Source organism: Pseudomonas sp. SORGH_AS_0199 (genome assembly GCF_031453735.1).
GTDB classification, from domain to species: domain Bacteria; phylum Pseudomonadota; class Gammaproteobacteria; order Pseudomonadales; family Pseudomonadaceae; genus Chryseomonas; species Chryseomonas aestiva.
The window spans coordinates 84,071-111,031 of record NZ_JAVJAE010000001.1; the positions used below are offsets into that span (position 1 = coordinate 84,071).

Here is a 26,961-nt window from a genome sequence, read left to right on the forward strand (position 1 = left end):
CTCTCAATTCAACCAACCCTTGACCCAATCCATGACCGGACTGCCGCTGTTGCCGTTACCGCCGGTGGCGGGTGCGGCCGGCGCGCCACAGGAGGCGCCCGCTGGCGGTTCACTGCCGCGAATATAAGGCATCTGCACGGCATTGGGACACGAGGGATCCGTGCCGCGGCCGGTGGTGGCATCGACCCAGGCCTGGGTGATGTTGTCCGGCACCGGCATATCCAGGGAGACCGGATCGGCGCGGCGCATGAAGTTGCTCCAGACCTGCAGGGCGCCGGTGGCACCGGTCAGCGGTGTCTTGCCGTTGTCGTCGCGACCCAGCCAGACCACCGCCAGCAGATCCTGGCTGAAGCCGGAGAACCAGCTGTCGCGGGAATCGTTGGTGGTACCGGTCTTGCCCGCCAGGTTCACGCTGGTGGGGATCTGGTTGTAGACCGAGCGGCCGGTGCCCTCGCGCATGACACGCTGCATGGCGTACTGCACCAGGTAGATGGCGCCGGTATCGAAGCGCTGCTCGATCTGGAACGGATAGCGCTTGAGCGGCTCGCCATTGGCGTCGAGCACGCTGCGGATGCTGCGCAGCGGGGTATTGAAGCCGCCGTTGGCCAGCGTCTGGTACATGGTCGCCACTTCCATGGGCGTCAGGGCGCCGGCACCGAGCAGGGTCGCCGGATAAGGCGGCAGGGCGCGACTCACGCCCAGGCGCTCGACGGTCTTGAGCACCTCGGGTAGCCCCAGGTCCAGGCCCAGGCGCGCCGTGGAGAGGTTGTAGGAATGCGCCAGCCCCTGATAGAGGAAGATGGTGCCGTGCGCCTTGTGCTCGTAGTTCTGCGGCCGCCAGACCTGGCCGTCGGCGCCTTTCACCGAGAAGGGCTCGTCCTGGATCAGGGTGGTCAGGGTGTACTTGCTGGGGCGTTCCAGGGCGGTGAGATAGACCGCCGGCTTGATCAGCGAACCGACCTGGCGCACCGCATCGAGGGCGCGGTTGTAGCCGGCGAAGCGCGGATCGCGGCCACCCAGCAGCGCCTGGACCTCACCGGTTTCTGGATTGGTCACCACCATGGCCGACTCGACGTTTTCCGCGCCCTTGCGACCATCGATGCGCTTCAAAGCCTCGGCCATGGCCGCTTCGGCCTTGGTCTGCAGGATGGGGTCGAAGCTGGTGAAGATGCGCAGCCCTTCCTCGGTGAGGTCTTCGTCGCGGTAGTCCTGCTTGAGCTGACGCTTGACCAGGTCGACGAAGGCCGGGAAGGAACTGTTGGTCAGGCTGCCGGCCTTGGTGATGCCCAGCGGGCGGGCCTTGGCGGCCTCGGCCTCAGTGGCGCTGACCACGCCCTGCTCGGCCATGAGGTCGAGTACCAGATTGCGGCGGGCCATGGCGCGCTCGGGATAGCGACGCGGGTTGTAGTAGGACGGACCCTTCACCAGACCGACCAGCAGGGCGACCTGATGCAGTTTCAGTTCGCTGAAGGGCCGGCCGAAGAAGTACTGGGCGGCCAGACCGAAGCCGTGGATGGCGCGCGAGCCATCCTGACCGAGGAATACCTCGTTGAGATAGGCCTCGAGGATTTCCTGCTTGCTGTAGTGCAGCTCCAGCAGCAGCGCCATCAGGGCTTCGGTGCCCTTGCGGGTGATGCTGCGCTCGTTGGTGAGATAGAAGTTCTTGACCAGCTGCTGGGTCAGGGTACTGCCACCCTGGCGCACCTGGCCGCTGGTGGCGTTGACCCAGACGGCGCGCGCGATGGATTTGGGCGAGACGCCGTGGTGATGCCAGAACTCGCGGTCCTCGACGGCCACCAGGCCATCGACCAGGTGCGGCGGCGCCTGGTCGAGCTTGATGAGGATGCGATCCTCGTTATGCGCCGGATAGATGCCGCCGATCATCAGCGGTTCCAGGCGGGCCACGGCCAGGTTGCTGCCATCCAGGGCGCTGACGCCGGAGACGGTGCCGCCGGCGAAGCGCACGCGGATCGCCCGGGCCGGTTCGACGCCTTCGTAGAACTGGAAGCCGCGGGTGTTCAGCTCGACCGTGGAGGCACCCACGGAGACGCTGCCGGGGCCGTCCACGGTCTTCTCGCGGCGATAGCCGAGGGCATCGAGTTCGGTGAGGAAGTCGTCACGGCTGAGCTTGACGCCATTGAACAATTCCAGCGGCCGGGCATAGACCTTGGCCGGGATGGTCCAGCGCTTGCCGGAGAATTTTTCCTGGACCACGGCATCCAGATAGATGCATACGCCAGCCAGGGCTACCAGCGCGACCAGACCAAGCTTGACTGCCCAGCCGGACAGACGGCGCCAGTCAAAGGTCTTGCGCTTGCGGGAACGAGAGGATCGGGGTCGCTTCATGGCGGCGCATTATACGCACTTGCCCGTTGGCCGACAGCGGCCCACAAGCGCTTCGTCAGCTGGGGTTCAAGGATGCCCCTTCCCGGTGTCGTGGCTTGCATGGACCGCCCTGGCAGCGATAATGCCGCCATCCATTTCCTACAAGGACCGCCCGTGAGCCAGCTCCTGATTTCCGCCCTGCAGAACCCGGCGCTCTATCCCCACCCCACCTCGGCGTTCCGGGTGATCGAAACCCATATTTCCTGGGTCGTGCTGACCGGCGAGGTCGCCTACAAGATCAAGAAGCCGGTGAACTTCGGTTTCCTCGACTTCACCGACCTGGAGGCCCGCGGTCACTTCTGCCGTGAGGAGCTGCGCCTCAATCAGCGCCTGACCCGCGATCTCTACCGGGACGTGGTGGCCATCACCGGCAGCGAAGGTGCTCCCGAGCTGGATGGCAGCGGTCCGGTGATCGAATACGCCCTGCGCATGCGCGAATTCCCCCAGAGCCAGCTGCTCAGCGAAGTGCAGCAACGCGGCGAACTGACCGAGGCGCACATCGATGCCCTGGCCGCCCAGATCGCCCGCTTCCACCTGGCAGCGCCCCAGGTGGCAACCGAGCATCCGCTGTGCACCCCGGACGCCGCCATGGCGCCGGTGCGGCAGAATTTCGAGCAGATCCGCGCCATGCTCGGCGAGGCGGCCGACCTCAAGCAGCTCGATCAGCTGGAAGCCTGGGCCGAAGCCAGCTACGCCCGCCTGCTGCCACTGTTCGAGACCCGCTGCCGAGACGGCTTCATCCGCGAATGCCACGGCGACATCCACCTGGCCAACGCCACCCTGCTCGACGGCGAGGTGGTGCTGTTCGACTGCATCGAGTTCAACGAGCCCTTCCGCCTGACCGACACCATGGGCGATGCCGGCTTCCTGGCCATGGACCTGGAAGACCGGGGTCTCAAGGCGCTGAGCAACAGATTCGTCAACGCCTACTTCGAGGCGACCGGCGACTATGCCGGTCTTGCCCTGCTCGACTTCTACAAGGCCTATCGCGCCATGGTGCGCGCCAAGATCGCCCTGTTCCGCCTGGGCCAGGCCGAGGAGCCGGCGCTGCGGGCCGAGATCCTCGCCAGCTATCGCAGCTACACGGCCCTGGCCGAGGGCTACACCCAGGTGCCTCAGCCCTTCGCGGCGGTGATGCATGGCGTCTCGGGCATCGGCAAGAGCACCGTGGCCCTGGCCCTGGTCGAGGCGCTCGGCGTCATTCGCCTGAGATCCGATGTCGAGCGCCAGCGCCTCTATGTCGACAGCGACGAAGCCACCCGTTACAGCGCCGCAGCCGGCGAAGCCACCTATGCGCGACTGCACGAGATCGGCGCCCAGGTGCTGGCGGCCGGCTATCCGCTGGTGCTCGACGCCACCTATCTCAAGCAGGCCCAGCGCGCCGCGGCCCAGGCCCTGGCCGAAGCCCAGGCCGCCCCCCTGCTGATCATCGACTGCCAGGCGGACGACGAACTCATCGCCCGCTGGCTGCAGGAGCGCCAGGCCGAGGGGACCGATCCTTCCGAAGCCACCCTCGCGGTGGTGGCAGCCCAGCGCCAGGCGCAGGATCCGCTCGAACCCGCCGAGCAGGATCGGGCGCTGGTGGTGGAGCTGGAGCGCGCGGGACAGCTGGAGGCCCTGCCGGCTCGACTGCTGCGCCGCCTGGGTCGCGCGCCGGTCTGACCGCGACCTCCTGGGAGGCAGAACAAGCGTTCCGTCACAGCTCGTGGAGTTGTGGATTTACGGTCGCCGACGAGCGGCTTATCGTGCGACCCACGTCACAACCTCTGCGTAACAAGAAGGAATTGGCACCATGTACCTCATCGGCGATCAGCCTCCCTATGTCGATCAGCTGCGTCAGGCGCTGCAGGCCATTCCGGCGCGGCTGGTCAGTGGTGTGGCGCCGAGCCGGCAGCCGCTGCAGCTGAGTCCCGCCGCCCTGCTGCAGGACTGGATGCGCAATGACGAGGTCTATCTGATCCAGCGCGGCCCGCTGCGGGTGGTGCTGGATCAGCGGGCGCTGTTCCAGCTCGGCGAGGGCGATCTGATCGGCCTGGGGCGCACCCTGGACCTGCCGATCCTCAACTACGAAAGCGAGGCCGACGTGCGGGTGCTGCCCTACGACCGCGAGACCTTTCTCGCGGCGGCCACCGCCACGCCGGTCCAGCGCGATGCCCTGCTGAGGTACATGCTGGGCCAGCAGTCGCTGCTGGCCCAGGCGCTGATCCGGCTCAAGCCGCCAGTCACCCAGCCGGCGACCGGCTTCCGTCGCTATGCCGCCGGCGAGGTCATCATCCGCCAGGGCGACTCCGCCGAGCATGTCTTCGTCATCACCGAAGGCCATGCCGAGGCCTGGGTGGATGGCTGCAAGGTCGGCGAGGTCTGCCAGGACGAGATCGTCGGCGCCCTGGCGGTCTTCACCCATACGCCGCGTACCGCCAGCGTCATCGCCAAGACCGTCTGCACTGTGCTGGTGATTCCCCAGGATCAGTTCGTCTCGCTGATGGAGACCACCCCGCGCATCGCCCACAGCCTGATCGAGAACATGGCGCGCCATATCGATACGCTGAACAAAGAAGTCACTCGCCTGCGCACTGCCCCGGAGTGCCCCGCTGGCAGTAATTAAGAAATATTCTCGAATACGCTTGACGATGGAATGAGAATTGTTATTATTCAACTCAGCCGGTCGCGAGATCGGTCGATAACTGGAGGTCCAGCAGTGGTCTTCGGGTTATCTCCTCATCAGGCTAATCACGGTTTTGGACCCGGCTCTGCCGGGTCTTTTTTTGTCCGGAATCTGACGCTAGCGGCGATCCAGTACGACTGGCACAGCATCAGCCGGCCGCTCCTCCCCCAGAACATAGGCCGCCTGCAGTTGCCGGGCAGCCCGCGCGGCACGGTGGGCGTCGCCGGCATGGATCAGACCCAGGGGCCGATTCTCGTCGACCCACTCGCCGGGCAGTGCCAGATCAGCCAGGCCTACGGCAGGATCCACTTTATCTTCCGGGCGCTGTCGACCGCCACCCAGTTCGACCACCAGCAAACCCAAGGCACGGGTATCGACCTGCTGCACCCAGCCCGGGCGGGCCGGATGGACGGCGCGCACGATCGGAGCCCGAGGGAGATGCTGCCAGGGCCGCTTGGTCAGGTCGGACGGGCCGCCCAGGGCCAGGTTCATCGCCGCGAAACGCGCCAGGGCGGCGCCGCTCTGCCAGGCCTCAAGCACCAGGCGCTCGGCCGCGATGGCATCGTCGGCCAGTCCGGCCAATTGCAGCGTCTCCTCGGCCAGCGCCTGGATCACCTGCCAGAGGCGCGCGCTGCGCACCTCGCCGGCCAGCAGGGCGATCGCCTCCTCCACTTCCAGGGCATTGCCGGCGCTGCGCGCCAGGGGCTGGCCCATGTCGGTGACCAGGGCGCGGGTACGGACACCTGCCGCCTCGGCGACCTCGACGATGCTGTCGGCCAGGCGCAGGGCGGCTTCCTGCTCGGCCATGAAGGCACCGCCGCCGGTCTTGACGTCCATGACCAGCACGTCCAGGCCGGCGGCCAGCTTCTTGGCCAGGATGGAGGCGGTGATCAGGTCCACCGATTCCACCGTGGCGGTGACGTCGCGAATGGCATAGAGGCGGCGATCGGCCGGGGCCAGATCGGCGTCCGGACCGACGATGGCGCAACCCACCTCGGCCACCACCTGACGAAAGCGCGCGAGGCCAGGACGGATACGATAGCCGGGGATGCTCTCCAGCTTGTCGAGGGTGCCGCCGGTATGGCCCAGGCCGCGCCCGGAGATCATCGGCACATGGCAGCCACAGGCGGCGAGCAGCGGTGCCAGCACCAGGCTGGTGAGATCGCCCACGCCGCCGGTGGAATGCTTGTCCACCACCGGCCCCGGCAGGTCCCAGTGCAGCACCTGGCCGCTGTCGCGCATGGCCAGGGTCAGGGCGGTGCGCTCCGCAGCGGTCATGCCACGCAGCAGGGTGGCCATGGCGAAGGCGGCGATCTGGCCTTCGCTGAGGCTGTCGTCGGCGATGCCGCGGACCAGCCGCTGGAGATCCGCAGCGGACACCTCCAGGCCATCGCGCTTCTGGCGGATCACTTCCTGGGCAAGCCACATGGGCGGACTCCTCAGAAGTCTTCGAAGGCGCCGGGCAGCAGCTCGGCCAGGGTCCAGGTGCGGGTACGGCCGGGTTCGCTGCCGCTGCAGACGATGGTCGCGTCGGGCGCCATCAGCTCCAGCAGCACCTGCCGGCAGGCGCCGCAGGGACTGATCAGGGGGACGCCCGGCGCATGGATGGCCATGGCAGCGAAGCTGCGCGGCGGCAGGCCTCGGCTGATGGCGGCGAACAGGGCGCTGCGCTCGGCGCAGTTGGTCAGGCCGTAGGAGATGTTTTCCACGTTGCAGCCATGGATGACCTCGCCCTCGGCGGTCAGCAGGGCGGCGCCCACGGGAAATTCCGAATGCGGACAGTAGGCGCGCTCGGCTGCAGCGACCGCTTCCGGAAGCAATGCGGCGAGGTGCGCAGGCAGGTTGGTGCTCATGACAGTCTCCAGATCAGAATTGATAACCCACCCCCGCATAGTAGCCCCAGCCGTTGGAGCGACCCTCGAAATCACCCTCGCCAAAGTTCAGCTCGGTACCGTCGCGCCAGTTGCCGCCATTGTGGAAGTGCCGCGCCGCGAACATGAAGCGCAGGTGGGTGAAGGCATAGAGCAGCACGTTGGTGGACACGGTGGCATTGGCCGTACGCCCCGGCTCGTCGCCCAACTGCGAGCCGAAATCGAAGTTGGTAAAGCCGACATAGGTCAGGGAGGCGCCGTTGCCGAACCTGGCCAGCGGCCAGATGTACTTGAGCTGGGCGCGATAGCCGTCCCAGGAATCCTCGTTGGCGGCGCCATAGTTTTCCCACTGGCGGCGGCCGTAGAGGTTGGCGGACAGCAGTACCGGAGTACGGGTCTCGATGTCGGTACCGAAGCCGGCGTAGAGGGTGTTCTGCCGACTGGCCTGGCTGCTGCCGTGATCGTAGATCCAGTCGAAGGCCAGGTACCACTCCTTGAACGGCCCGAAGGCCAGCGAGCGGCCGGTGAGCTGATCGAGGGAAATCCGCGGTTCGTGCTCCATGAACAGGGGCGAACCGCGGTCCCAGACGCCGGAGTCGTGGCTGTTGCCGATGCCAAGCACCTTGGGCACGTCGATGTAGCCATAGAGTTCGAAGGGCCCCTTGCGGCCGAAGTACTCGTACTCCAGATAGACGTCGTCCACGGGCTGCGGGCCGAAGCTGATGTCCTTGCTGCCGATCAGGGTCAGATCCTGGTTGTACCAGGACGATAGATAGGGCGAGCGATTTTCCGTCTGTTGCGCGGCAGGACTGGCGGTCTCGCCCTGGGCGCTGTCGGTCGCGACAGCGGGAGCGGCCAACAGCTGAGTGCTGCAGCAGAGCAGGAGCGATAAGGCGCCGAAGCACACGCGACGGGGGCGGGAAAACGTCATGAGGAGGGTTCCTGAGCAAAAGCCTTGAGAAGCCGCGGACAACCCGTGGCGGCGAAGCCGCAGCACGCCACGGTCATCCGCTGTTACGTTTTGGCGCACCCAGGCCAGCTGTGCACCATAAAGTGGACCCGATGGTCCGATCAACATCGACCTAGAGGCCGATGAAGAAGCCGGCCAGGGCCGCGCTCATCAGGTTGGCCAGGGTGCCGCCAAGCATGGCGCGCAGGCCCAGCTGAGCCAGTTCGTGACGCCGCTGCGGGGCGATGCCGCCCAGGCCGCCGAGCTGGATGGCGATGGAGGAGAGGTTGGCGAAGCCGCACAGGGCGAAGGTGACGATGACCTGGGTGTGCGCCGACAGCGGCTGGACGCCAGCCGCCGCCGACTTGACCGGGTCCAGGTAGGTCGAGAGGTCGGCATAGGCGACGAATTCGTTGAGCACCAGCTTCTGGCCGATGAAGCCACCGGCCTGCACCGCCTCGCTCCAGGGCACCCCGATGAGGAAGGCCACCGGCGCCAGCAGATAGCCCAGCACCAGTTGCATGCTCAGTTGCGGCACGCCGAACCAGGCGCCGCACCAGCCGAGGATGCCGTTGAGCAGGGCGATCAGGGCGATGAAGGCCAGCAGCATGGCACCGACCGCCAGGGCGATGCGCAGACCGACCTGGGCGCCTTCGGCGGCCGCATCTATGACGTTGGCCGGACGCTCCTCGCCCTCTCCCAGGGTCTTCATGGCCTGGTCGCGCGGCTGCTCGGTCTCCGGCTCCATCAGCTTGGCCATCAGCAGTCCGCCCGGGGCGGCCATGAAGCTGGCGGCGATCAGGTACTTGAGTTCCACGCCCATGCCGGCGTAGCCCAGCAGCACCGAACCGGCCACCGCGGCGAACCCGCCGACCATGATGGCGAACAGCTCCGAGCGGGTGAGATCGGCGATGAAGGGCCGCACCACCAGCGGCATTTCCGACTGGCCGAGAAACAACGTCGCGGTGACCGTGGTGGATTCCACCCGACTGGTGCCGAGCAGGGCGTGCAAGGCCCCGCCCACCACACGGATGATCCAGCCCATGATGCCCAGGTAGTAGAGCACCGCGATCAGGCTGCCGAAGAACACGATCAGGGGCAGCACCCGCACGGCGAAGACGAAGCCGCCGTTACCGAAGTACTCGAACATCCTCGGTCCGGCGAGGCCGCCGAAGAGGAATTCGATGCCCTTGTCGGCATAGAGCTGCAGGGAGGAAACGGCTCCGGAGACGCTGCCGAGCACCTGCTGGCCCCAGGGAATGTAGAGGACGAACAGACCGAGCCCCGCCTGCAACAGAAAGGCCGCAAGCACGGTACGCACGCGAATGGCGCGCCGCTGGCGGGAAAAGAGGATGGCGATGGCCACCAGCAACAGCATGCCCAGCACAGAGATCATCAAGAGACTCCTGACAGGATCGCCCGATAGCGGCGATCGATGGGCGATATCCGTAAGCAAGGCGCCTGCCAGATCCTGTCCGGGCGATCAGCTTTTAGTGACTGCTCAGTCAGCGAGGCGTAGCGGTCGGTCCAGCTGCAGACCCGTGGGGGAGAGCCGTGCCCCATAAGCCAGCACCTGCACGCCCTGCCGGCGGGCTTCGCCCAGGGCCAGGGCATAGGCGGCATCGATCTCCGCCGCCGGGCGCACCGCCTCGATGCCATCGAGCAGCACGCAATAGAGCAGCACCGCCCGCTCGCCGGCCGCGGCCAGGGCCGCCAGCTCGCGCAGATGGCGGGTCCCGCGGGTGGTCACGGCATCGGGAAAGGCGGCGACCGTGGTGTCGGCAAAACCCAGGGTGACGCTCTTCACCTCCAGATACAGCGGCCCGGCGGGATACTCCAGGCGGAAATCGGCGCGACTGTTCTCCAGGCCGTAGGCCACCTCCCGGCGCAGGGCGGTGAAGCCGGCCAGCTCGGGAATGCCACCCGCCAGCAAGGCCTCTTCCACCAGGCGATTGGCACGAGCGGTATTAATGCAGGCCAGGCGCCCGTGATCCGTCTCGACCAGTTCCCAGGTGCCGGGCAGCTTGCGCTTGGGACCACTGGCCCGGCTGAACCAGACCCGGGCGCCCGCCGGCTGACAGTGAAGCATGGACCCGGTATTGGGGCAGTGCAGGGTCAGCACCTCACCGCTGGCGGTCTCGATGTCGGCGAGAAAACGCTTGTAGCGGCGCAGCAGGCGACCCTCCTCCAGGGGCGGATCGAATCTCACCGGGCCCTCCAGCGCTGCAGGCCCTGGGCGATGCGGGCGACGGCCTCTTCCAGGCGCGGCAGCGACTGGGTGTAGGCGAAGCGCACATGGGTGTCGGCACGGTGGCGACCGAAGTCCAGGCCGGGGGTGATGGCCACGTGTTCGGTCTCCAGCAGGAACTGGCAGAAGGCATAGGCGTCGCCGCCAAAGGCGGAGATGTCGGCATAGAGATAGAAGGCGCCCTGAGGCTCGACGGCGATTTCGAAGCCCAGGCCACGCAGCGCCGGCAGCAGGTAGTCGCGACGGCGGGCGAATTCGGTGCGCCGATCTTCGAAGATGGCCATGGCCTCTGGGGTAAAACAGGCCAGGGCCGCCTGCTGCGCCACGGTGGAGGCGCTGATGTAGAGATTCTGCGCCAGTTTTTCCAGCTCCGGCACAGCGGCGGGCGGCGCCACCAGCCAGCCGAGGCGCCAACCGGTCATGCCGAAGTACTTGGAGAAGCTGTTGAGCACAAAGGCCGAATCGTCGACTTCCAGTACGCTGGGGGCGTCCAGGCCGTAGGTCAGGCCGTGGTAGATCTCGTCCACCACCAGGTGACCACCCCGCGCCCTGAGGGCGGCCGACAGCCCGGCGAGTTCATCGCGATCGAGCAGGGTGCCGGTCGGATTGGCCGGCGAGGCCACCAGGGCGCCGACGCTGGCCGGTTGCCAGTGCCGCTCGACCAGCTCGGGCGTGAGCTGGTAGCGGGTGTCGGCACCGACCGGGATCAGCTGAGCCGCGCCTTCCACCAGGCGCAGGAAGTGCCTGTTGCAGGGATAGCCGGGATCGGCCAGCAGCCAGTGCCGCCCGGGATCGACCAGCAGGGCGCTGGCCAGCAGCAGGGCGCCCGAGCCACCGGGGGTGATCAGCACCCGCTCCGGATCCAGGTCGATGTCGTAGCGCTCGCCATAGAAGGCGGCGATGGCGCGGCGCAACTCCGGCAGGCCGCGGGCCGCGGTATAGCGGGTCTGACCGGCTGCCAGCGCGGCCTGGCCAGCGGCGACCACCGGGGCGGCGGTGGTGAAATCGGGCTCGCCGATCTCCAGGTGGATGACGTCGTGCCCGGCGGCCTGGAGCTGGTTGGCGCGCTCCAGCAGGGCCATCACATGGAAGGGCTCGATGGCCTGGCTGCGTGCGCTGTAGGAATTGGACATGGACGGGGTCCGAACTTGTGGCGAAGGCGGGATTCTAACCAAGGCTTCGCAGACCGGCACCCGCCGCGTCGGCACGGAGCGGGAGGCCAGTAGTAGCGCCCCCTGGAAGCTTCTGGTAAGTTCGCCGGCTTGCATCCGCAGGGCGACTGGCCAGTCGAGAACATATTCAGCCTGGCGTCGGCATTGCGCGGGACGTCATCGGCAGCCACAGACCCCGGGCGTTCCAACATGGAGAGGCCTGGAAACGCATCCAGCCTGTGGACAGGATCAGCGAAAGTGAGAGGGTCAATCATGCCCAGCGAAGCAAATCAGCAGAACAATCATCTGGCCCGTGGCTACGAACCCTACCAGCCTGCCAAGGGCGAGGAATACATGAGTGAGCGCATGCGCGCCCACTTCACCGGCATTCTGAACAAGTGGAAGCAGGAACTGCGCGAAGAAGTCGATCGCACCGTGCACCACATGAAGGAAGAAGCGGCCAACTTCGCCGACCCGGCCGATCGCGCGACCCAGGAAGAGGAATTCAGCCTGGAACTGCGTGCCCGCGACCGCGAGCGCAAGCTGATCAAGAAGATCGACGAGACGCTGCAGCTGATCGAAGACAACGAATACGGCTGGTGCGATTCCTGCGGCGTGGAAATCGGCATCCGTCGTCTGGAAGCCCGTCCGACCGCCAGTCTGTGCATCGATTGCAAGACCCTGGCCGAGATCCGCGAGAAGCAGACCGGGACCTGAGTCCTGCTGCCTCACCGACGAGGGCGCTACGGCGCCCTTTGTTCTGTTCAGATTTCGGTTTTTCCGGCATTCACAGGATGAGCTATGGCCAGGCGCCCCTATGTCGGCCGTTTCGCCCCCACGCCCAGTGGCTATCTGCACTTCGGCTCGCTGGTCGCCGCCCTCGCCTCCTACCTGGATGCCCGCGCCGCGGGCGGGCGCTGGCTGGTGCGCATGGAAGACCTGGATCCGCCACGCGAGGTTCCGGGCGCCCAGGCGGCCATTCTCACTACCCTGGAGGCCTATGGCTTCGAATGGGACGGCCCGGTGCTGCGCCAGAGCGAACGCCTGGACGCCTATCGCGCAGTCATCGCGCAGTGGCTGGCCAGCGGGTTGGCCTATGCCTGCGACTGCTCGCGCAAGCAGCTCGAAGGCAGTGGTGGGATATACCCCGGCTACTGTCGCAATCGCGGCCTGCCGGCGACGGACGCCGCCCTCCGCATCCGCGCCCCTGAGCTGGACTACCGCTTCGTCGACCGGGTGCAGGGCGAATTCCGCCAGCACCTGGGACGCGAGGTGGGCGACTTCGTCATCCAGCGTCGCGACGGCCTGATCGCCTACCAGCTGGCGGTGGTGATGGACGATGCCCTGCAGGGCATCACCGACGTGGTGCGGGGCGCCGACCTGCTGGACTCCACGCCGCGCCAGCTCTATCTGCAGGAATTGCTCGGCCATCCGGCCCCGTGCTATCTGCACGTGCCGCTGCTGATCCAGCCGGACGGCCACAAGCTGGGCAAAAGTTACCGCTCGCCGCCGCTGCCAGCCGAACAGGCCGGCGCCCTGCTGGTACGCGCCCTGCGCGCCCTGGGCCAGCCGATCCAGCCGGCGCTGGCCGAGGAGCCCCCGACCCGGGTGCTGGCCTGGGGCGTCGCCCACTGGGACGCCACGCTGATCCCCCGGGTGCCCCACCTGGCCGAAGCCCAGCTGCCGGACTAGTAGTTGGGCCAGAGTCCGGGCGTGACCAGTTCCAGCAGGTGCCCGTCCGGATCGCGGAAATACAGGCTGATTGCGCCCCGTGGCCACTGGGTACGCTCCTCGATGGCGACCTCGACGGCTGCCAGGTGCGTGACCCAGGCGTCCAGTTCATCCGCCGCGATCGCCAGGGCCAGGTGCTGACAGCCCTGGGCGCCGTGAGGAGGGATGCAGCCGCCCGGCAACCTGACGGGTTGCTCGGTAGTGCCCCGCTGGAACAGCAACAGGACGCTGGCGCCCACCGCATAGGCGGCCAGACGTTCGTCGGCGAACAGCGGCGCCAGGCCCAGCACCTCGTCATAGAATTGCCGGGCCCTCGGCAGATCGGCGACATAGAGCGCGGTTTCCAGCACGGCGGCGAGGCGGGGTCTGGTCATTGGCGAACTCCAACGGGCAAGTAAGCCTTCACGGTAGAAGCCTCCCTCTCCGGGGTACAGCGCTTTTGCTTTACCATGGCGCCATCGCCGTTCGGGAACCGCGCATGTACATCTACCGGCTGGTCCTGCTCCTCGTGGTAGGCATCTATCTGTTCTCCCCCGCCATCATGGATTGGTGGATCGCTCCCAGCGGCGCCTGGTATCGGCCCTACCTGCTGTGGCTCATTCTCATCGTGGTGACCTTCATCCTGCAGAGCCAGCGCGATGCCGACGAGCTTTAGTCTGTCCCAACTGGTCCTGATCAGCGCCGGTTACCTGCTGATCTTCTTTGGCGTCGCCTGGATGACCGAGAAGGGCTGGGTGCCGCGCCGGCTGGTGCGCCATCCGCTGATCTACACCCTGTCGCTGGGCGTCTATGCCAGCGCCTGGGCCTTCTATGGCACCGTGGGCCTGGCCTACGACTACGGCTACGGCTTTCTCGCCTATTACCTGGGGCTGTGCGGCGCCTTTCTGCTGGCGCCGGTATTGCTCTACCCCATCCTGCGCCTGACCCGTGCCTACCAGCTGGCGTCCCTGGCCGATCTCTTCGCCTTCCGTTTCCGCAGCACCTGGGCCGGCGCCCTGACCAGTCTGGGCATGCTGATCGCCGTGCTGCCACTGCTGGCGCTGCAGATCCAGGCGGTGGCCACCAGCACCGGCATCCTGGTGCAGGCCCGCGCCCAAGACGCGCCGGCGCTGGGCTTCTGCCTGCTGATCACCCTGTTCGCCATGCTCTTCGGCGCGCGCCAGATCAACTCCAAGGAGCGCCACGAGGGCCTGGTGGTGGCCATCGCCTTCGAATCCCTGGTCAAGCTGCTGGCCCTGGGCATCGTCGGCGGCGTCACCCTCTATACCGTGTTCGGCGGGCCCAACGGCCTGGAGACCTGGCTGCAGCAGAACCAGAGCGCCCTCTCCACCCTGCACACCCCGCTGCAGGAAGGCCCCTGGCGGATCCTGCTGCTGGTGTTCTTCGCCGCGGCCATCGTCACCCCGCACATGTACCACATGGCCTTTACCGAAAATCTCAGTCCCCAGGCGCTGGTCAGCGCCAGCTGGGGCCTGCCGCTGTTCCTGCTGCTGATCAGCCTGGCGGTGCCGCCGATTCTCTGGGGTGGCCTGGCGCTGGGTTCGCCGACGCCGCCGGAGTACTTCACCCTGGGCGTGGGCCTGGCGCTGGACAATCCGCTGCTGGCGCTGGTGGCCTTCGTCGGCGGCCTGTCGGCGGCCAGCGGCCTGATCATCGTGGTGACCATGGCGCTGTCGGGCATGCTGCTCAACCACATCGTGCTGCCGCTCTACCAGCCGCCCACCGATGGCAACATCTATCGCTGGCTGCGCATGACCCGGCGTCTGCTGATCGCCGCCATCATCCTCGGCAGCTACGGCTTCTATCGCCTGCTGCAGGGCCATGGCGATCTCTCCAGCCTGGGCATCGTCTCCTTTGTCGCCACCGTGCAATTCCTGCCCGGCGCGCTGTCGGTGCTCTACTGGCAGACGGCCAATCGCAAGGGCTTCATCGCCGGTCTGCTATGCGGCCTGGGCCTGTGGTTCCTGAGCATGCTCATGCCGCTGGTGGCCGACATCAATCCGCTGCACATCGGCGTCTTCAGCTATCGCATCAGCGCCAGCAACTGGCACCTCGCCGCCGTGGCCTCGCTGACCGTCAACGTGCTGGTGTTCGCCCTGGTCTCGCTGTTCACCGAAGCCAGCGAAGAAGAGAAGAGCGCCGCCGAGGCCTGCGCGGTGGACAACGTCCGCCGTCCGCAGCGCCGCGAACTGGCGGCCAGCTCGCCCCAGGACTTCGCGGCCCAGCTGGCCAAGCCGCTGGGCGCCAAGACCGCGCAAAAGGAAGTCGAGCGCGCCCTGGCCGACCTGCTGCTGCCCTATGACGAACGCCGCCCCTATGCCCTGCGCCGGCTGCGCGATCGCATCGAGGCCAACCTCTCGGGCCTGATGGGCCCGCGGGTCGCCCAGGACATCGTCGAGACCTTTCTGCCGTTCAAGGCGGAAAGCGAGGCCTATGCCACCGAAGACATCCACTTCATCGAGAATCGTCTGGAAGACTACCAGTCGCGCCTGACCGGTCTCGCCGCCGAGCTGGACGCCCTGCGCCGCTATCACCGCCAGACCTTGCAGGAGTTGCCCATGGGCGTCTGCTCCCTGGCCCGGGACCGCGAGATCCTCATGTGGAACCGCGCCATGGAAGAACTCACCGGCATCGACGGCGCCCGGGTAGTGGGCTCGCGCCTGAGCGCCCTGCCCGATCCCTGGCAGGACCTGTTCGAGCGCTTTCTCGCCGAACCGGCGCAGCAGCACCTCTACAAGCAGCGCCTGCCCCAGGAACACGAGCAGCGCTGGCTCAACCTGCACAAGGCGACCATCGACGAACCCCTGGCGGTGGGCAGCAACGGCACGGTGCTGGTGGTGGAAGACATCAGCGAGACGCAACTGCTGGAAGACCGCCTGATCCACTCCGAGCGCCTGGCCTCCATCGGCCGGCTGGCCGCGGGCGTCGCCCACGAGATCGGCAACCCGGTCACCGGCATCGCCTGCCTGGCGCAGAATCTGCGCGAGGAGCGCGAGGCGGACGAAGAGATCGACGAGATCAGCAGCCAGATCATCGAGCAGACCCGCCGCATCACCCGCATCGTCCAGTCGCTGATGAGTTTCGCCCACGCCGGCGGCCGCCAGCAGGCCCACGAACCGGTGTGCGTGGCCGAGGCGGCGCAGGAGGCCATCGCCCTGCTCTCGCTCAATCGGCAGAGCGTGGACGTCGACTTCTTCAATCTCTGCGACCCGGAACACCTGGTGCAGGGCGATCCCCAGCGCCTGGTGCAGGTGATGATCAACCTGCTGTCCAACGCCCGCGACGCCTCGCCGGCCGGCGCGCCGATCCGGGTGCGCAGCGAGGCCCATGGCCAGACCGTGACCCTGAGCGTCGAAGACGAAGGCAGCGGCATTCCCAAGGCCATCGTCAGTCGGCTGTTCGAACCCTTCTTCACCACCAAGGATCCGGGCAAGGGAACAGGGCTTGGCTTGGCGCTGGTCTATTCCATCGTAGAAGAGCATTATGGTCAGATAATGATCGATAGTCCTACCGACCCCGTGACCGGCCAGGGCACCCGCATTCGGGTACTGCTGCCGCGCTATCTCGGGTTGCCGGAGGCGCCGTGACGGACCCATCCGCCTGCTGGATGGATCTGCTAAAGCATTCGGAAGTCCAGACGACCGCGACAACACACGCTGCCTGGCGTGGGTCGTCTTGCCTTCCCGTAAGAGAGCGCACTTGATGGCCCATATCCTGATTGTCGAAGACGAGAAGATCATCCGTTCGGCGCTGCGCCGCCTGCTCGAGCGCAACCAGTTCCGCGTCAGCGAAGCCGGCTCCGTCCAGGAAGCCCAGGATCTCTACGACGTTTCCAGCTTCGATCTCGTCATCAGCGATCTGCGCCTGCCCGGCGCCCCGGGTACCGAGATGATCGATCTCGCCAAGGGCAAGCCGGTGCTGATCATGACCAGCTACGCCAGCCTTCGCTCGGCAGTCGATTCCATGAAGCAGGGTGCGGTGGACTACATAGCCAAGCCCTTCGATCACGACGAGATGCTGCAGGCCGTGGCGCGCATCCTGGTGGAACGCGAGCAGCGCCCGCCGATGGTCGCCGAGGAAAGCGTCACGCCGGCGCCGGCCACCGGCGAGATCGGCATCATCGGCAACTGCGCGCCGATGCAGGACCTCTTCGGCAAGATCCGCAAGGTCGCGCCCACCGATTCCACCGTGCTGATCCAGGGTGAATCCGGTACCGGCAAGGAACTGGTGGCGCGGGCACTGCACAATCTGTCGCGGCGGGCCAAGGCACCGCTGATCTCGGTCAACTGCGCGGCCATTCCCGAGACCCTGATCGAATCCGAACTCTTCGGCCACGAGAAGGGCGCCTTCACCGGCGCCAGTGCCAGCCGTACCGGCCTGGTGGAAGCGGCTGATGGCGGCACCCTGTTTCTCGACGAGATCGGCGAATTGCCGCTGGAAGCTCAGGCACGCCTCTTGCGCGTGCTGCAGGAAGGCGAGATTCGCCGGGTCGGCTCGGTGCAGTCGCAAAAGGTCGATGTGCGCCTGATCGCCGCGACCCACCGGGATCTCAAGGGCCTGGCCAAGATCGGCCAGTTTCGCGAAGACCTCTTCTATCGCCTCAATGTCATCTCCCTGCGTCTGCCCGCCCTGCGCGAACGCGGCGGCGACGTCATGGAGATCGCCCGGGTGTTCCTCGCTCGCCAGTCGGCGCGCATGAGTCGTCCAGGCCTGAAGCTCGGCGCCGAGGCCGAGGCCGCCATTCGCCACTACAGCTGGCCGGGCAACGTGCGCGAACTGGAGAACGCCATCGAGCGCTCGGTGATTCTCAGCGAAGGCCAGGAAATCAATGCCGATCAGTTGGGCATCGACGTCGAGCTCGGCGAACTGGAGCTGGCCGACAGCTACCTGGATCCGCTGCCCAGCTCGGGACTGGGTAACGGCAATGGCGCCCACGAACCCACCGAGGACCTGTCGCTGGAAGACTACTTCCAGCACTTCGTGCTCGAGCATCAGGACCACATGACCGAGACCGAGCTGGCGCGCAAGCTGGGCGTCAGCCGCAAGTGCCTGTGGGAACGTCGTCAGCGCCTGGGCATCCCGCGGCGCAAGGCCAGCGCCAGCAGCGACGCCTCCTGATCCATACCGGGACGTGACAGCCCTGCACGTCCCGCGGTAACACCTCTCCAGTCTCTCCCCCATCCTTTGCAATGTGTTACCGCCGTAACAGCCGGCGGGTTCAGCGGTAACGAAAATTTGCCTGTAGCCCCTGAGCAAAAAGGCTACATTTTTCGCAAATCATTGAAAATAAAGGATTTTATAAAACTGGCACGGCATCTGCTTTATGTTCTCGTACAAGAACAATAAGAACGTACCCCAGCCATAACAAAAACAAGACGTAGCGACTCCAGCACAACAAGAACAAGCAGGCGGAGGCGTAGCTAACTGATCATTTTGGAGAAGAGTCGTCTAGCGGGATGGTCCGCGCGATGTCAGGCCAGAGAACAACAAAACTGCCCCGAGGCAGCACCCGTACCAGGCAGAGCAGGAATGATCCTGACGGCATCAGCTTCCAAAGTAATCCGTTTGCTCTTGGCTCTAGACTTCAGAGCCTTTCCGGCGGCAGGTAACCGCACGGAACAGACCACACAAGAAAAACAAGAGGTCTGGATAAACAATAAAAACAAAGCACGTACCACTTTGGGGGGGAGCTTCGGCTCCCCCAGTGCCTTTGACAGCCTCCCCTCCCTCGTTCAAGATCCCCTCCTTATCTATTGCGCAACGGTTCCCGCTGTGGGCCAGATTGCGTATAGCCGTCTCTCCGAACAGAAACTCGCATGCTGAAGAAGCTCATCCAGACTCTGCGCTCGCCCCTGCGGCGTACTCCGCCCGCGCCTGCCTTGCCCATCGAACTGCCCCGCAGTCAGCATGCTCTGGAACGAGAGCGCATCAGCCGCTACGCCCTGAGCGTCGTCGAGCGGCTGGAAAAGGCGGGTTATCAGGCCTACCTGGTGGGCGGTTGCGTCCGGGACCTGCTGCTGGGCTTCGAGCCCAAGGACTTCGATGTCGCCACCAGTGCCACGCCCGAACAGGTGCGGGCCGAATTCCGCAATGCACGGGTCATCGGTCGGCGTTTCAAGCTGGTCCACGTGCATTTCGGCCGCGAGATCATCGAGGTCGCGACCTTCCGCGCCAACCATCCCACCGGCGATGCCGAGGACGAGGCCCAGGGCTCGCGCCATGAAAGCGGCCGGATCCTGCGCGACAACATCTATGGCAACCAGGAACAGGATGCCCAGCGGCGCGACTTCACCATCAACGCGCTCTACTACGACGCCAGCGGCGAACGCATCCTCGACTATGCCAATGGCACCCAGGACATCCGCCTGCGGCAGATCCGCCTGATCGGCGATCCGGAGCAGCGCTACCAGGAAGACCCGGTGCGGATGCTGCGCGCCGTGCGCTTCGCCGCCAAACTGGACTTCCAGATCGAGACCGCTACCGCCGAGCCCATCAGTCGTCTGGCGCCACTGCTGCGGGACATTCCCGCACCGCGCCTGTTCGACGAGGTCATCAAGCTGCTGCTCGGCGGCAAGGCCGAACGTACCTTCGAGCTGCTCTGCCAGTACGGCCTGTTCGCCCCGCTGTTCCCGGCCAGCGGCGAAGCCCTGGAACGCGACCCGGAATACGCCGGCAGCCTGATTCGCCAGGCCCTGGCCAATACCGATACCCGCATCCGTGAAGGCAAGCCGGTCACTCCGGCCTTCCTGTTCGCCGCCCTGCTCTGGCCGGCCCTGCCCGAGCGTGTCCGGCATCACCAGGACCTCGGTCTGGCGCCGATTCCGGCCATGCAGGAAGCCGCCCACGACCTCACCGTGCAGCAGTGCCAACGCACCGCCGTCCCCAAGCGCTTCACCCTGCCGATGCGCGAGATCTGGGACATGCAGGAACGCCTGCCGCGCCGTCAGGGCAAGCGCGCCGATCAACTGCTGGAAAATCCGCGCTTCCGTGCCGGCTACGATTTTCTCCTGCTGCGCGAGAGCGCGGGCGAAGAGACCGGCGGCCTGGGCGACTGGTGGACACGCTACCAGGAGGCCGGTGACAGCCAGCGGCGCGAGATGATCAAGAACCTCAGCCGGGACGAAGGCGCGCCGGCCAAGCGTCGCCGCCGGGGCGGCAGCAGTCGCAAGCGGCGCACCTCGGATGCGCCCACCGCCGGCGACGAATGATGGAACGGGTCTATCTCGGCCTGGGCAGCAACCTGGCCGAGCCACGGCGGCAGCTGGACGCCGCCCTGGAGGCCCTGGCCAGCCTGCCCGAGAGTCGGCTGGTGGCGGTCTCCGCCTTCTATGCCAGCGACCCCCTAGGTCCGCCCGACCAGCCGCGCTACGTCAATGCCGTCGCCGCGCTGGACACCGCCCTCGCCCCCCTGGCGCTGCTCGACGCCACCCAGGCCATCGAGCAGCAGCAGGGCCGCGTGCGCAAGGACGAACGCTGGGGTCCGCGCACCCTGGACATCGACATCCTGCTGTTCGGCGAACGGCTGATCGACGAGCCACGCCTGCAGGTACCGCACTATCACCTCCAGGCCCGCGCCTTCGTGCTCTATCCACTGGCCGAGCTGGCTCCCGCGCTGCACCTGCCCGACGGCCGCCGCCTGCCGGACCTGCTGTCCGCCTGCCCTTTCGAAGGCCTGGAACGGCTGCTACCGTCGTCACCCAGCCGGTAACACAGCCGTAACACCGAGCATTGACTTGTGCCGGACGCGCCAGGACTATAGCAGCCGTTTGCGCGCGGCAACCCCGCGCCCGCGGCGCCCAGACAACAACCATAGCGCCGTCCCACGAGGACCCCTTGCATGCCTGATATCAGCCTCACGACCCTTCAGGGGCTCAAGCAGCGCGGCGAAAAGATCGCCATGCTGACCGCCTACGATGCCACCTTCGCCCAGGCCGCCAGTCAGGCCGGCGTGGAGATGCTGCTGATCGGCGATTCCCTCGGCATGGTGCTGCAGGGTCACGACAGCACCCTGCCGGTGACCCTCGACGACATGGTCTACCACACCGCCTGCGTCAAGCGCGGTCATGCGGGTGCCTTCATCGTCGCCGACCTGTCGTTCATGACCTATGCCACCCTGGAGCAGACCCTGACCAGCGCCGGTCGCCTGATGCAGGCGGGCGCGCAGATGGTCAAGCTCGAGGGCGATGCCTGGCTGGCCGAGCCGATTCGCCGCCTGGCCGCCAATGGCGTGCCGGTCTGCGCCCACCTGGGCCTGACGCCCCAGTCGGTCAACGTCTTCGGTGGCTTCAAGGTGCAGGGCCGCGATCCGCTCCGCGCGCAGCAGCTGCGCGAGGCCGCGCGCGAGCTGGAAGAAGCCGGCGCGGCCATGCTGCTGCTGGAATGCGTGCCCTCGGCGCTGGCCGAGGAAATCACCCGGACCGCCCGGGTGCCGGTGATCGGCATCGGCGCCGGTGCCGCCACCGATGGCCAGGTGCTGGTGCTGCACGACATGCTCGGTCTGGCCCTGCGCGGGCGCACGCCGAAATTCGTCCGCAACTTCATGGCCGGTCAGGACAGCATCCAGGCTGCCCTGGCGGCCTACGTCGCCGCCGTCAAGGACGGCAGCTTTCCCGCTCCCGAACACGGATTCTCCGCATGAAAACGGTCCATAGCGTCCGCGAACTGCGCGCCGCCGTCGCCGCCGCGCGCCGCCAGGGCCTGCGCATCGGCCTGGTGCCCACCATGGGCAATCTGCACGCCGGCCATATCGCGCTGGTGGAGACTGCCCGGCGTCACGCCGACTTCGTGGTGGCGAGCATCTTCGTCAATCCGTTGCAGTTCGGCCCCGGCGAGGATCTGGACACCTATCCCCGCACCCTGGCGGAAGACAGCCGCCAGTTGAACGAAGCCCATTGCGATCTGCTGTTCGCACCGGCGGTGGCCGAGATGTATCCCAGCGGCATGGACGGCCTGGCTCGGGTAAACGTCCCCCAGGTCTCGGAAGGCCTCTGCGGCGCACGCCGGCCCGGGCATTTCGAGGGCGTGGCGACGGTGGTCACCAAGCTGTTCCAGATGGCGCAACCGGACGTGGCGGTGTTTGGCGAAAAGGACTATCAGCAGCTGGCGGTGATCCGCAAGCTGGTCCAGGACCTGGACATGCCCATCGAGATCGTCGCCCAGCCCACGGTGCGGGCCACCGACGGCCTGGCGCTGTCGTCCCGCAATGGCTATCTCGATGACGGCCAGCGCGCCAGTGCGCCCTGTCTGTACAGCCTGCTCAGGCGGCTCGCCGATCAGCTCGCCGCCGGCGCCGCGGTGGAGGCCACCCTGGCCGCCGGTGTCGCCGAACTGCAAGCTCAGGGGCTTAAGGTGGACTACCTGGAACTGCGTGAGCAGCTGAGTCTGCAACCGGCCGGGCCGGACACCTCGGCACTGGTCCTGCTGGTGGCGGCCTACCTCGGCCAGACCCGCCTGATCGACAACCTGAGCTTTCGCCGCAGGGCCCGAGTGTGACGCAACCGAAGGTTAGCTCACCCGACCCTGACTGAACCCTGGAAGCCCGGAACATACCGGGCTTTTTCATGCTCGAAGCGCGGCGCCACGACCGGCGTCTCGCGGTCACCGACTTTCTCTTGCAAGCCAGCGGCTTGTGGGGCACAACAGCAAACAAGAGCCACCAAGGAAAAGCCTACCCATGGAGTACTATCAACATCCCCTCGACGTGACCCAGCTCGCCTCTTGGAAAGCGCTGCAAGAGCACCGCAAGGCCATGCAGAACTTTCGCATGCGCGACGCCTTCGCCGCCGACCCGCAGCGGTTCACGCAGTTCTCCCTGAACACCAGTGGTCTGTTCCTCGACTATTCCAAGAATCTCATCACCGAGCAGACCCGTGAGCTGCTGGTGAACCTGGCTCGCGAAGCGGGCCTGGAAGGCGCCATCCACACCCTGTTCGACGGCGCCTACGTCAACTCCTCCGAACACCGCCCCGCCCTGCACACCGCCCTGCGCCGCCCGGTGGGCGACAGCGTCCAGATCGACGGCCAGGACATCATGCCCGAGGTGCACCGGGTCCTGAACCAGATGACCCAGCTGGTCACCCGCATCCACAACGGCCTCTGGCGCGGCTACACCGAGAAGCCGATCACCGATGTGGTCAACATCGGCATCGGTGGCTCCTTCCTCGGTCCGCAACTGGTCTCCGAGGCGCTGGTGCCCTTCACCCAGCGCGGCGTGCGTTGCCACTACCTGGCCAACATCGATGGCAGCGAATTCCGCGAGGTGACCTCCAAGCTCGCCGCCGACACCACCCTGTTCATCGTCTCCTCCAAGTCCTTCGGCACCCTGGAGACCCTGAAGAACGCCCAGGCCGCCCGCGCCTGGTGCCTGGCCCAGGGCTGCCCGGAGCCGGAGCTGCACAAGCACTTCATTGCCGTCTCCAGCAACGTCAAGGTGGCGGTGGAATTCGGCATCGCCGAAGAGAACATCTTCCCCATGTGGGACTGGGTCGGCGGCCGCTATTCGCTGTGGTCGGCGATCGGCCTGCCCATCGCCCTGGCCATCGGCATGTCCAATTTCAAGGACCTGCTGGCCGGCGCCTATGCCATGGACCAGCACTTCACCAGCGCCCCCTTCGAAGAGAACATGCCGGTGCTGCTGGGCCTGCTGGGAGTCTGGTACGGCAATTTCTGGGGCGCGACCAGTCATGCCATCCTGCCCTACGACCACCACCTGCGTAACTTCGTGAAGCACCTGCAGCAGCTGGACATGGAGTCCAACGGCAAGAGCGTGCGTCAGGACGGCTCGCCGGTGAGCGTCGAGACCGGCCCGGTGATCTGGGGCGGCGTCGGCTGCAACGGTCAGCACGCCTACCACCAGCTCTTGCACCAGGGCACCCAGCTGATCCCCGGCGACTTCATCGTGCCGGTGGTGAGCCACAACCCGGTGGCCGATCATCAGCAGTGGCTCTATGCCAACTGCCTGTCGCAGAGCCAGGCGCTGATGCTGGGCAAGACCCGCGAAGAAGCCGAGGTCGAACTGCGCGAGAAGGGTCTGGGCGAAGCCGAGATCGCCAAGCTGGCGCCGCACAAGGTGATCCCGGGCAACCGCCCGAGCAACACCCTGGTGCTGGAGCGCATCTCGCCACGGCGCCTGGGGGCGCTGGTGGCCCTGTACGAGCACAAGGTGTTCGTGCAGAGCGTCATCTGGGGCATCAACTGCTTCGACCAGTGGGGCGTCGAGCTGGGCAAGGAGCTGGGCAAGGACGTCTACCAGCACATCATCGGCCGCAGCGAAGGCAAGGCCGACGATGGTTCGACCCAGGGCCTGATCGACTACTTCCGCGGTCGTCACCGCGGCTGATCGATCAAGGTCCGCTCGGAAAAGCGCCGCTCTGCGGCGCTTTTTTCGTTTTATCGCCTCGCTGAACCCCGGCAGGCCATCCGCGGCCTAAACTGGGAGCACAACAACACCAAGAAGGAGCCGGCCATGAGCCAACGCTATCCCGTGCCCGAGAGCCTGACTGCCCGCACCCACCTCGACGAAGCCCGTTATCGCGAGCTCTACCAGCGCTCGGTGGAACAGCCGGAGCGCTTCTGGAGCGAACAGGCCAGCGCGCTGCTCGACTGGTCGCGCACCTGGGACGAAGTCCATAGCGGCGATATGCGCCAGGGCCAGACCCGCTGGTTCAGCGGCGGCCAGCTCAACGTCGCCTACAACTGCATCGATCGCCACCTCGCCGCACGCGGCGATCAGACTGCCATCCTCTGGGAAGGCGACGACCCCGCCGACAGTCAGGCCATTAGCTATCGCCAGTTGCACGAGCACGTCAGCCGCCTGGCCAATGTGCTCAAGGATCGCGGGGTCGGGAAAGGCGACCGCGTCTGTCTCTATATGCCGATGATTCCCGAGGCGGCCTACGCCATGCTCGCCTGCGCGCGCATCGGCGCGGTGCATTCGGTGGTATTCGGCGGCTTCTCGCCCGAGGCGCTGCGCGACCGCATCCTCGATGCCGACTGCCGGGTGGTGATCACTGCCGACGAGGGTGTGCGCGGCGGCAAGCGTGTCCCGCTCAAGGCCAATGTCGACAAGGCCCTGGCCAAATGCCCGGAGGTCCACACCGTGGTCATGGTCGAACGCACCGGCGCCGCCGTGGCCCGCCAGGAGGGACGCGACCTGCCCTACGCCCAGGCGGTGGCCGCTGCTTCGCCCGACTGCCCGGCGGAGCCCATGGACGCCGAGGACCCGCTGTTCATCCTCTATACCTCAGGTTCCACCGGCAAACCCAAGGGCGTGCTGCACACCACCGGGGGCTATCTGCTGGGCGCCACCCTGAGCTTCAAGTACCTCTTCGACTACCACGAGGGTCAGGTCTTCTGGTGCACCGCCGACGTTGGCTGGGTCACCGGCCACAGCTACATCGTCTATGGCCCCCTGGCCAATGGCGCCACCACCCTGATGTTCGAAGGCGTCCCGAGCTATCCCGATGCCAGTCGCCTCTGGCAGGTGGTGGACAAGCACCAGGTCAACATCTTCTATACCGCCCCCACGGCCCTGCGCGCCCTGATGCGCGAAGGCGACGGGCCGGTACAGCGTACCTCGCGCAAGAGCCTGCAGCTGCTGGGCAGCGTCGGCGAGCCGATCAATCCCGAGGCCTGGGAGTGGTATCACCGGGTGGTGGGCGAAGGGCGCTGCCCCATCGTCGACACCTGGTGGCAGACCGAGACCGGCAGCATCCTCATCGCTCCGCCACCCGGCGCCCTGGCGCTGAAACCGGGTTCGGCCACCCTGCCCTTCTTTGGCGTCCAGCCGGTGCTGCTGGACGAGCAGGGCAAGGAGATCGACGGCCCTGGCAGCGGCGTACTGGCGATCAAGTCCAGCTGGCCGAGCCAGATTCGTACCGTCTATGGCGACCACCAGCGCCTGATCGACACCTATTTCAGCGCCTATCCGGGTTACTACTTCACTGGCGACGGCGCACGGCGGGACGAAGACGGCTACTACTGGATCACCGGGCGGGTGGACGACGTGCTCAACGTGTCCGGTCACCGCATCGGCACCGCCGAGGTGGAGAGCGTGCTGACCGAACATGCAGACGTGGCCGAGGCCGCCGTGGTGGGCTGCCCCCACGAGGTCAAGGGTCAGGCGGTCTATGCCTTCGTCACCACCAAGGGCGGGGTGACCCCGAGCGACGAACTCAAGGCCCGCCTGCGCCAGCAGGTGGCCGACGAAATCGGCAGCTTCGCCAAGCCGGAATTCCTGCAGTGGGCACCCGCCCTGCCCAAGACCCGCTCCGGCAAGATCATGAGGCGCATCCTGCGCAAGATCGCCTGCGACGAACTGGACAGCCTGGGCGATACCTCGACCCTGGCCGATCCTTCGGTGGTCGACAGCCTGATCGACGCCCGCCTCAATCGCGCGCCCCAAAACTGAACGCCGGCCCAAAGAAAAGCCCCGCCTAGGCGGGGCTTTTTCTGCGCGCAGCCTTAGTGGGCGGCTTGCATACGGTGCTTCAGGTCACGCATGCGATCATGGGTCGCACGGGCCTTTTCCAGCTGGCTGCGCAGGTTGGCCTGGGCATCCGGGGTGGCGTGTTCGTTGACGGCACGCTCCAGCGCGTGCAGCAGGCGGTCTTCCTGCTCTTCCAGCTCGCTGACGTAGGTGACTTCTTCCTTTTCCTTGCTGGCAAAGGAGGTTTTGACGTCGGTGTAGTACTTGCGGAAGCTGCCGGCGAAGGTGCCTTGTTCGGCGGGCTTTTCACCCGAGGCCGATACCTGGCTGCTCAGGGCGCTGATGATCTCGGCCTTGCTCTGGGCGATCTCGGTGAACAGGGCCTTCAATTCGGGGTTCTTCACTTCGGTGAGGGCGTGCTCGTAGAAATTCTTGCCGTCACGGGCGATCTCGATCAGATCGTTGAGGGTTTCAGTCGTGCTGGTCATGGCAGTTCTCCGGGGCGAAGGACAGGGGGTGATGGCAGCGCGCGGCG

22 protein-coding genes are annotated in these 26,961 nt (G+C 66.4%); 13 read left to right on the top strand and 9 right to left on the bottom strand.

Annotation, left to right across the window (positions count from 1 at the left end; genetic code table 11):
- Positions 1–3: 3 nt before the first annotated feature.
- Positions 4–2,346, bottom strand: a complete 2,343-nt coding sequence (gene mrcB / locus QE444_RS00410) for a penicillin-binding protein 1B (RefSeq protein WP_285389582.1) — start codon at positions 2,344–2,346, stop codon at positions 4–6.
- A 153-nt stretch (positions 2,347–2,499) separates the two neighbouring features.
- Between mrcB and QE444_RS00415 the strand changes: the two genes are divergently transcribed.
- Together QE444_RS00415 and QE444_RS00420 are read left to right on the top strand one after the other, a co-directional pair.
- On the top strand, positions 2,500–4,047 hold the full coding sequence (locus QE444_RS00415) for a bifunctional aminoglycoside phosphotransferase/ATP-binding protein (RefSeq protein WP_285389584.1): 1,548 nt from the start codon (positions 2,500–2,502) through the stop codon (positions 4,045–4,047).
- 130 nt (positions 4,048–4,177) lie between these two features.
- A complete protein-coding gene (locus QE444_RS00420) occupies positions 4,178–4,990 on the top strand; it encodes a cyclic nucleotide-binding domain-containing protein (RefSeq protein WP_187980476.1) in 813 nt (270 codons plus the stop codon).
- Positions 4,991–5,167: 177 nt separating this feature from the next.
- On the opposite strand, the gene deoA is transcribed toward QE444_RS00420, so the two are convergent.
- From deoA to QE444_RS00450, 6 genes are all read right to left on the bottom strand, one after another.
- Positions 5,168–6,478 carry a thymidine phosphorylase gene (gene deoA / locus QE444_RS00425; protein WP_285389588.1) on the bottom strand — a complete coding sequence of 437 codons (1,311 nt, stop codon included), beginning with the start codon at positions 6,476–6,478 and terminating at the stop codon, positions 5,168–5,170.
- A gap of 11 nt (positions 6,479–6,489) precedes the next feature.
- A complete protein-coding gene (locus QE444_RS00430) occupies positions 6,490–6,903 on the bottom strand; it encodes a cytidine deaminase (RefSeq protein WP_187980478.1) in 414 nt (137 codons plus the stop codon).
- A 13-nt stretch (positions 6,904–6,916) separates the two neighbouring features.
- Positions 6,917–7,852 (bottom strand): nucleoside-specific channel-forming protein Tsx, encoded by a 936-nt coding sequence (locus tag QE444_RS00435; protein ID WP_285389592.1) that lies wholly within the window; start codon positions 7,850–7,852, stop codon positions 6,917–6,919.
- Between the two features lie 151 nt (positions 7,853–8,003).
- On the bottom strand, positions 8,004–9,266 hold the full coding sequence (locus tag QE444_RS00440; protein ID WP_187980479.1) for a NupC/NupG family nucleoside CNT transporter: 1,263 nt from the start codon (positions 9,264–9,266) through the stop codon (positions 8,004–8,006).
- Between the two features lie 105 nt (positions 9,267–9,371).
- A complete protein-coding gene (gene sfsA, locus QE444_RS00445) occupies positions 9,372–10,079 on the bottom strand; it encodes a DNA/RNA nuclease SfsA (RefSeq protein WP_285389595.1) in 708 nt (235 codons plus the stop codon).
- Positions 10,076–11,251: a pyridoxal phosphate-dependent aminotransferase gene (locus tag QE444_RS00450; protein ID WP_285389598.1), complete on the bottom strand. Its 1,176-nt coding sequence runs from the start codon at positions 11,249–11,251 to the stop codon at positions 10,076–10,078. The genes sfsA and QE444_RS00450 overlap by 4 nt, the downstream gene beginning before the upstream one ends.
- Before the next feature lie 291 nt (positions 11,252–11,542).
- On the opposite strand from QE444_RS00450, the gene dksA reads away from it, so the two are divergent.
- Together dksA and gluQRS are read left to right on the top strand one after the other, a co-directional pair.
- On the top strand, positions 11,543–11,986 hold the full coding sequence (gene dksA, locus QE444_RS00455; RefSeq protein WP_007159704.1) for an RNA polymerase-binding protein DksA: 444 nt from the start codon (positions 11,543–11,545) through the stop codon (positions 11,984–11,986).
- 84 nt (positions 11,987–12,070) lie between these two features.
- Entirely contained in the window at positions 12,071–12,961 is an 891-nt protein-coding gene (gluQRS, locus tag QE444_RS00460) for a tRNA glutamyl-Q(34) synthetase GluQRS (protein WP_285389601.1), read from the top strand.
- Here gluQRS and QE444_RS00465 read toward each other — a convergent pair.
- Positions 12,958–13,374, bottom strand: a complete 417-nt coding sequence (locus tag QE444_RS00465; protein WP_285389603.1) for a VOC family protein — start codon at positions 13,372–13,374, stop codon at positions 12,958–12,960. The genes gluQRS and QE444_RS00465 overlap by 4 nt on opposite strands.
- A gap of 104 nt (positions 13,375–13,478) precedes the next feature.
- Here QE444_RS00465 and QE444_RS00470 point away from each other — a divergent pair, with 104 nt between their 5' ends.
- The 9 genes from QE444_RS00470 to acs all read left to right on the top strand — a co-directional run bounded on the left by QE444_RS00470 (position 13,479) and on the right by acs (position 26,408).
- Entirely contained in the window at positions 13,479–13,655 is a 177-nt protein-coding gene (locus QE444_RS00470) for a hypothetical protein (protein ID WP_007159707.1), read from the top strand.
- Positions 13,639–16,587: a sensor histidine kinase gene (locus QE444_RS00475; protein WP_133861921.1), complete on the top strand. Its 2,949-nt coding sequence runs from the start codon at positions 13,639–13,641 to the stop codon at positions 16,585–16,587. Before QE444_RS00470 ends, QE444_RS00475 begins: the two co-directional genes overlap by 17 nt.
- A 115-nt stretch (positions 16,588–16,702) precedes the next feature.
- On the top strand, positions 16,703–18,118 hold the full coding sequence (locus QE444_RS00480) for a sigma-54 dependent transcriptional regulator (RefSeq protein WP_133861922.1): 1,416 nt from the start codon (positions 16,703–16,705) through the stop codon (positions 18,116–18,118).
- Positions 18,119–18,816: 698 nt separating this feature from the next.
- Positions 18,817–20,208 carry a polynucleotide adenylyltransferase PcnB gene (locus tag QE444_RS00485; protein WP_285389610.1) on the top strand — a complete coding sequence of 464 codons (1,392 nt, stop codon included), beginning with the start codon at positions 18,817–18,819 and terminating at the stop codon, positions 20,206–20,208.
- On the top strand, positions 20,205–20,708 hold the full coding sequence (gene folK / locus QE444_RS00490) for a 2-amino-4-hydroxy-6-hydroxymethyldihydropteridine diphosphokinase (protein WP_285389612.1): 504 nt from the start codon (positions 20,205–20,207) through the stop codon (positions 20,706–20,708). Before QE444_RS00485 ends, folK begins: the two co-directional genes overlap by 4 nt.
- Before the next feature lie 129 nt (positions 20,709–20,837).
- On the top strand, positions 20,838–21,638 hold the full coding sequence (panB, locus tag QE444_RS00495; protein WP_285389615.1) for a 3-methyl-2-oxobutanoate hydroxymethyltransferase: 801 nt from the start codon (positions 20,838–20,840) through the stop codon (positions 21,636–21,638).
- Complete coding sequence (gene panC, locus QE444_RS00500) at positions 21,635–22,492, top strand: pantoate--beta-alanine ligase (RefSeq protein WP_187980488.1); 858 nt, start codon at positions 21,635–21,637, stop codon at positions 22,490–22,492. Before panB ends, panC begins: the two co-directional genes overlap by 4 nt.
- Positions 22,493–22,673: 181 nt before the next feature.
- Entirely contained in the window at positions 22,674–24,338 is a 1,665-nt protein-coding gene (pgi, locus tag QE444_RS00505; RefSeq protein ID WP_133861927.1) for a glucose-6-phosphate isomerase, read from the top strand.
- Between the two features lie 126 nt (positions 24,339–24,464).
- A complete protein-coding gene (acs, locus tag QE444_RS00510; RefSeq protein ID WP_273862360.1) occupies positions 24,465–26,408 on the top strand; it encodes an acetate--CoA ligase in 1,944 nt (647 codons plus the stop codon).
- Between the two features lie 53 nt (positions 26,409–26,461).
- Here acs and QE444_RS00515 read toward each other — a convergent pair whose 3' ends face one another.
- On the bottom strand, positions 26,462–26,914 hold the full coding sequence (locus tag QE444_RS00515; RefSeq protein WP_133861929.1) for a PA2169 family four-helix-bundle protein: 453 nt from the start codon (positions 26,912–26,914) through the stop codon (positions 26,462–26,464).
- Positions 26,915–26,961: the final 47 nt, after the last annotated feature.

Bases quoted from the DNA above. Each gene is read 5' to 3' on its own strand.
- mrcB (WP_285389582.1), bottom strand. From the start codon at position 2,346: ATGAAGCGACCCCGATCCTCTCGTTCCCGCAAGCGCAAGACCTTTGAC.
- QE444_RS00420 (WP_187980476.1), top strand. From the start codon at position 4,178: ATGTACCTCATCGGCGATCAGCCTCCCTATGTCGATCAGCTGCGTCAG.
- deoA (WP_285389588.1), bottom strand. From the start codon at position 6,478: ATGTGGCTTGCCCAGGAAGTGATCCGCCAGAAGCGCGATGGCCTGGAG.
- QE444_RS00430 (WP_187980478.1), bottom strand. From the start codon at position 6,903: ATGAGCACCAACCTGCCTGCGCACCTCGCCGCATTGCTTCCGGAAGCG.
- QE444_RS00435 (WP_285389592.1), bottom strand. From the start codon at position 7,852: ATGACGTTTTCCCGCCCCCGTCGCGTGTGCTTCGGCGCCTTATCGCTC.
- QE444_RS00440 (WP_187980479.1), bottom strand. From the start codon at position 9,266: ATGATCTCTGTGCTGGGCATGCTGTTGCTGGTGGCCATCGCCATCCTC.
- QE444_RS00450 (WP_285389598.1), bottom strand. From the start codon at position 11,251: ATGTCCAATTCCTACAGCGCACGCAGCCAGGCCATCGAGCCCTTCCAT.
- dksA (WP_007159704.1), top strand. From the start codon at position 11,543: ATGCCCAGCGAAGCAAATCAGCAGAACAATCATCTGGCCCGTGGCTAC.
- gluQRS (WP_285389601.1), top strand. From the start codon at position 12,071: ATGGCCAGGCGCCCCTATGTCGGCCGTTTCGCCCCCACGCCCAGTGGC.
- QE444_RS00465 (WP_285389603.1), bottom strand. From the start codon at position 13,374: ATGACCAGACCCCGCCTCGCCGCCGTGCTGGAAACCGCGCTCTATGTC.
- QE444_RS00470 (WP_007159707.1), top strand. From the start codon at position 13,479: ATGTACATCTACCGGCTGGTCCTGCTCCTCGTGGTAGGCATCTATCTG.
- QE444_RS00475 (WP_133861921.1), top strand. From the start codon at position 13,639: ATGCCGACGAGCTTTAGTCTGTCCCAACTGGTCCTGATCAGCGCCGGT.
- QE444_RS00480 (WP_133861922.1), top strand. From the start codon at position 16,703: ATGGCCCATATCCTGATTGTCGAAGACGAGAAGATCATCCGTTCGGCG.
- QE444_RS00485 (WP_285389610.1), top strand. From the start codon at position 18,817: ATGCTGAAGAAGCTCATCCAGACTCTGCGCTCGCCCCTGCGGCGTACT.
- folK (WP_285389612.1), top strand. From the start codon at position 20,205: ATGATGGAACGGGTCTATCTCGGCCTGGGCAGCAACCTGGCCGAGCCA.
- panB (WP_285389615.1), top strand. From the start codon at position 20,838: ATGCCTGATATCAGCCTCACGACCCTTCAGGGGCTCAAGCAGCGCGGC.
- panC (WP_187980488.1), top strand. From the start codon at position 21,635: ATGAAAACGGTCCATAGCGTCCGCGAACTGCGCGCCGCCGTCGCCGCC.
- pgi (WP_133861927.1), top strand. From the start codon at position 22,674: ATGGAGTACTATCAACATCCCCTCGACGTGACCCAGCTCGCCTCTTGG.
- acs (WP_273862360.1), top strand. From the start codon at position 24,465: ATGAGCCAACGCTATCCCGTGCCCGAGAGCCTGACTGCCCGCACCCAC.
- QE444_RS00515 (WP_133861929.1), bottom strand. From the start codon at position 26,914: ATGACCAGCACGACTGAAACCCTCAACGATCTGATCGAGATCGCCCGT.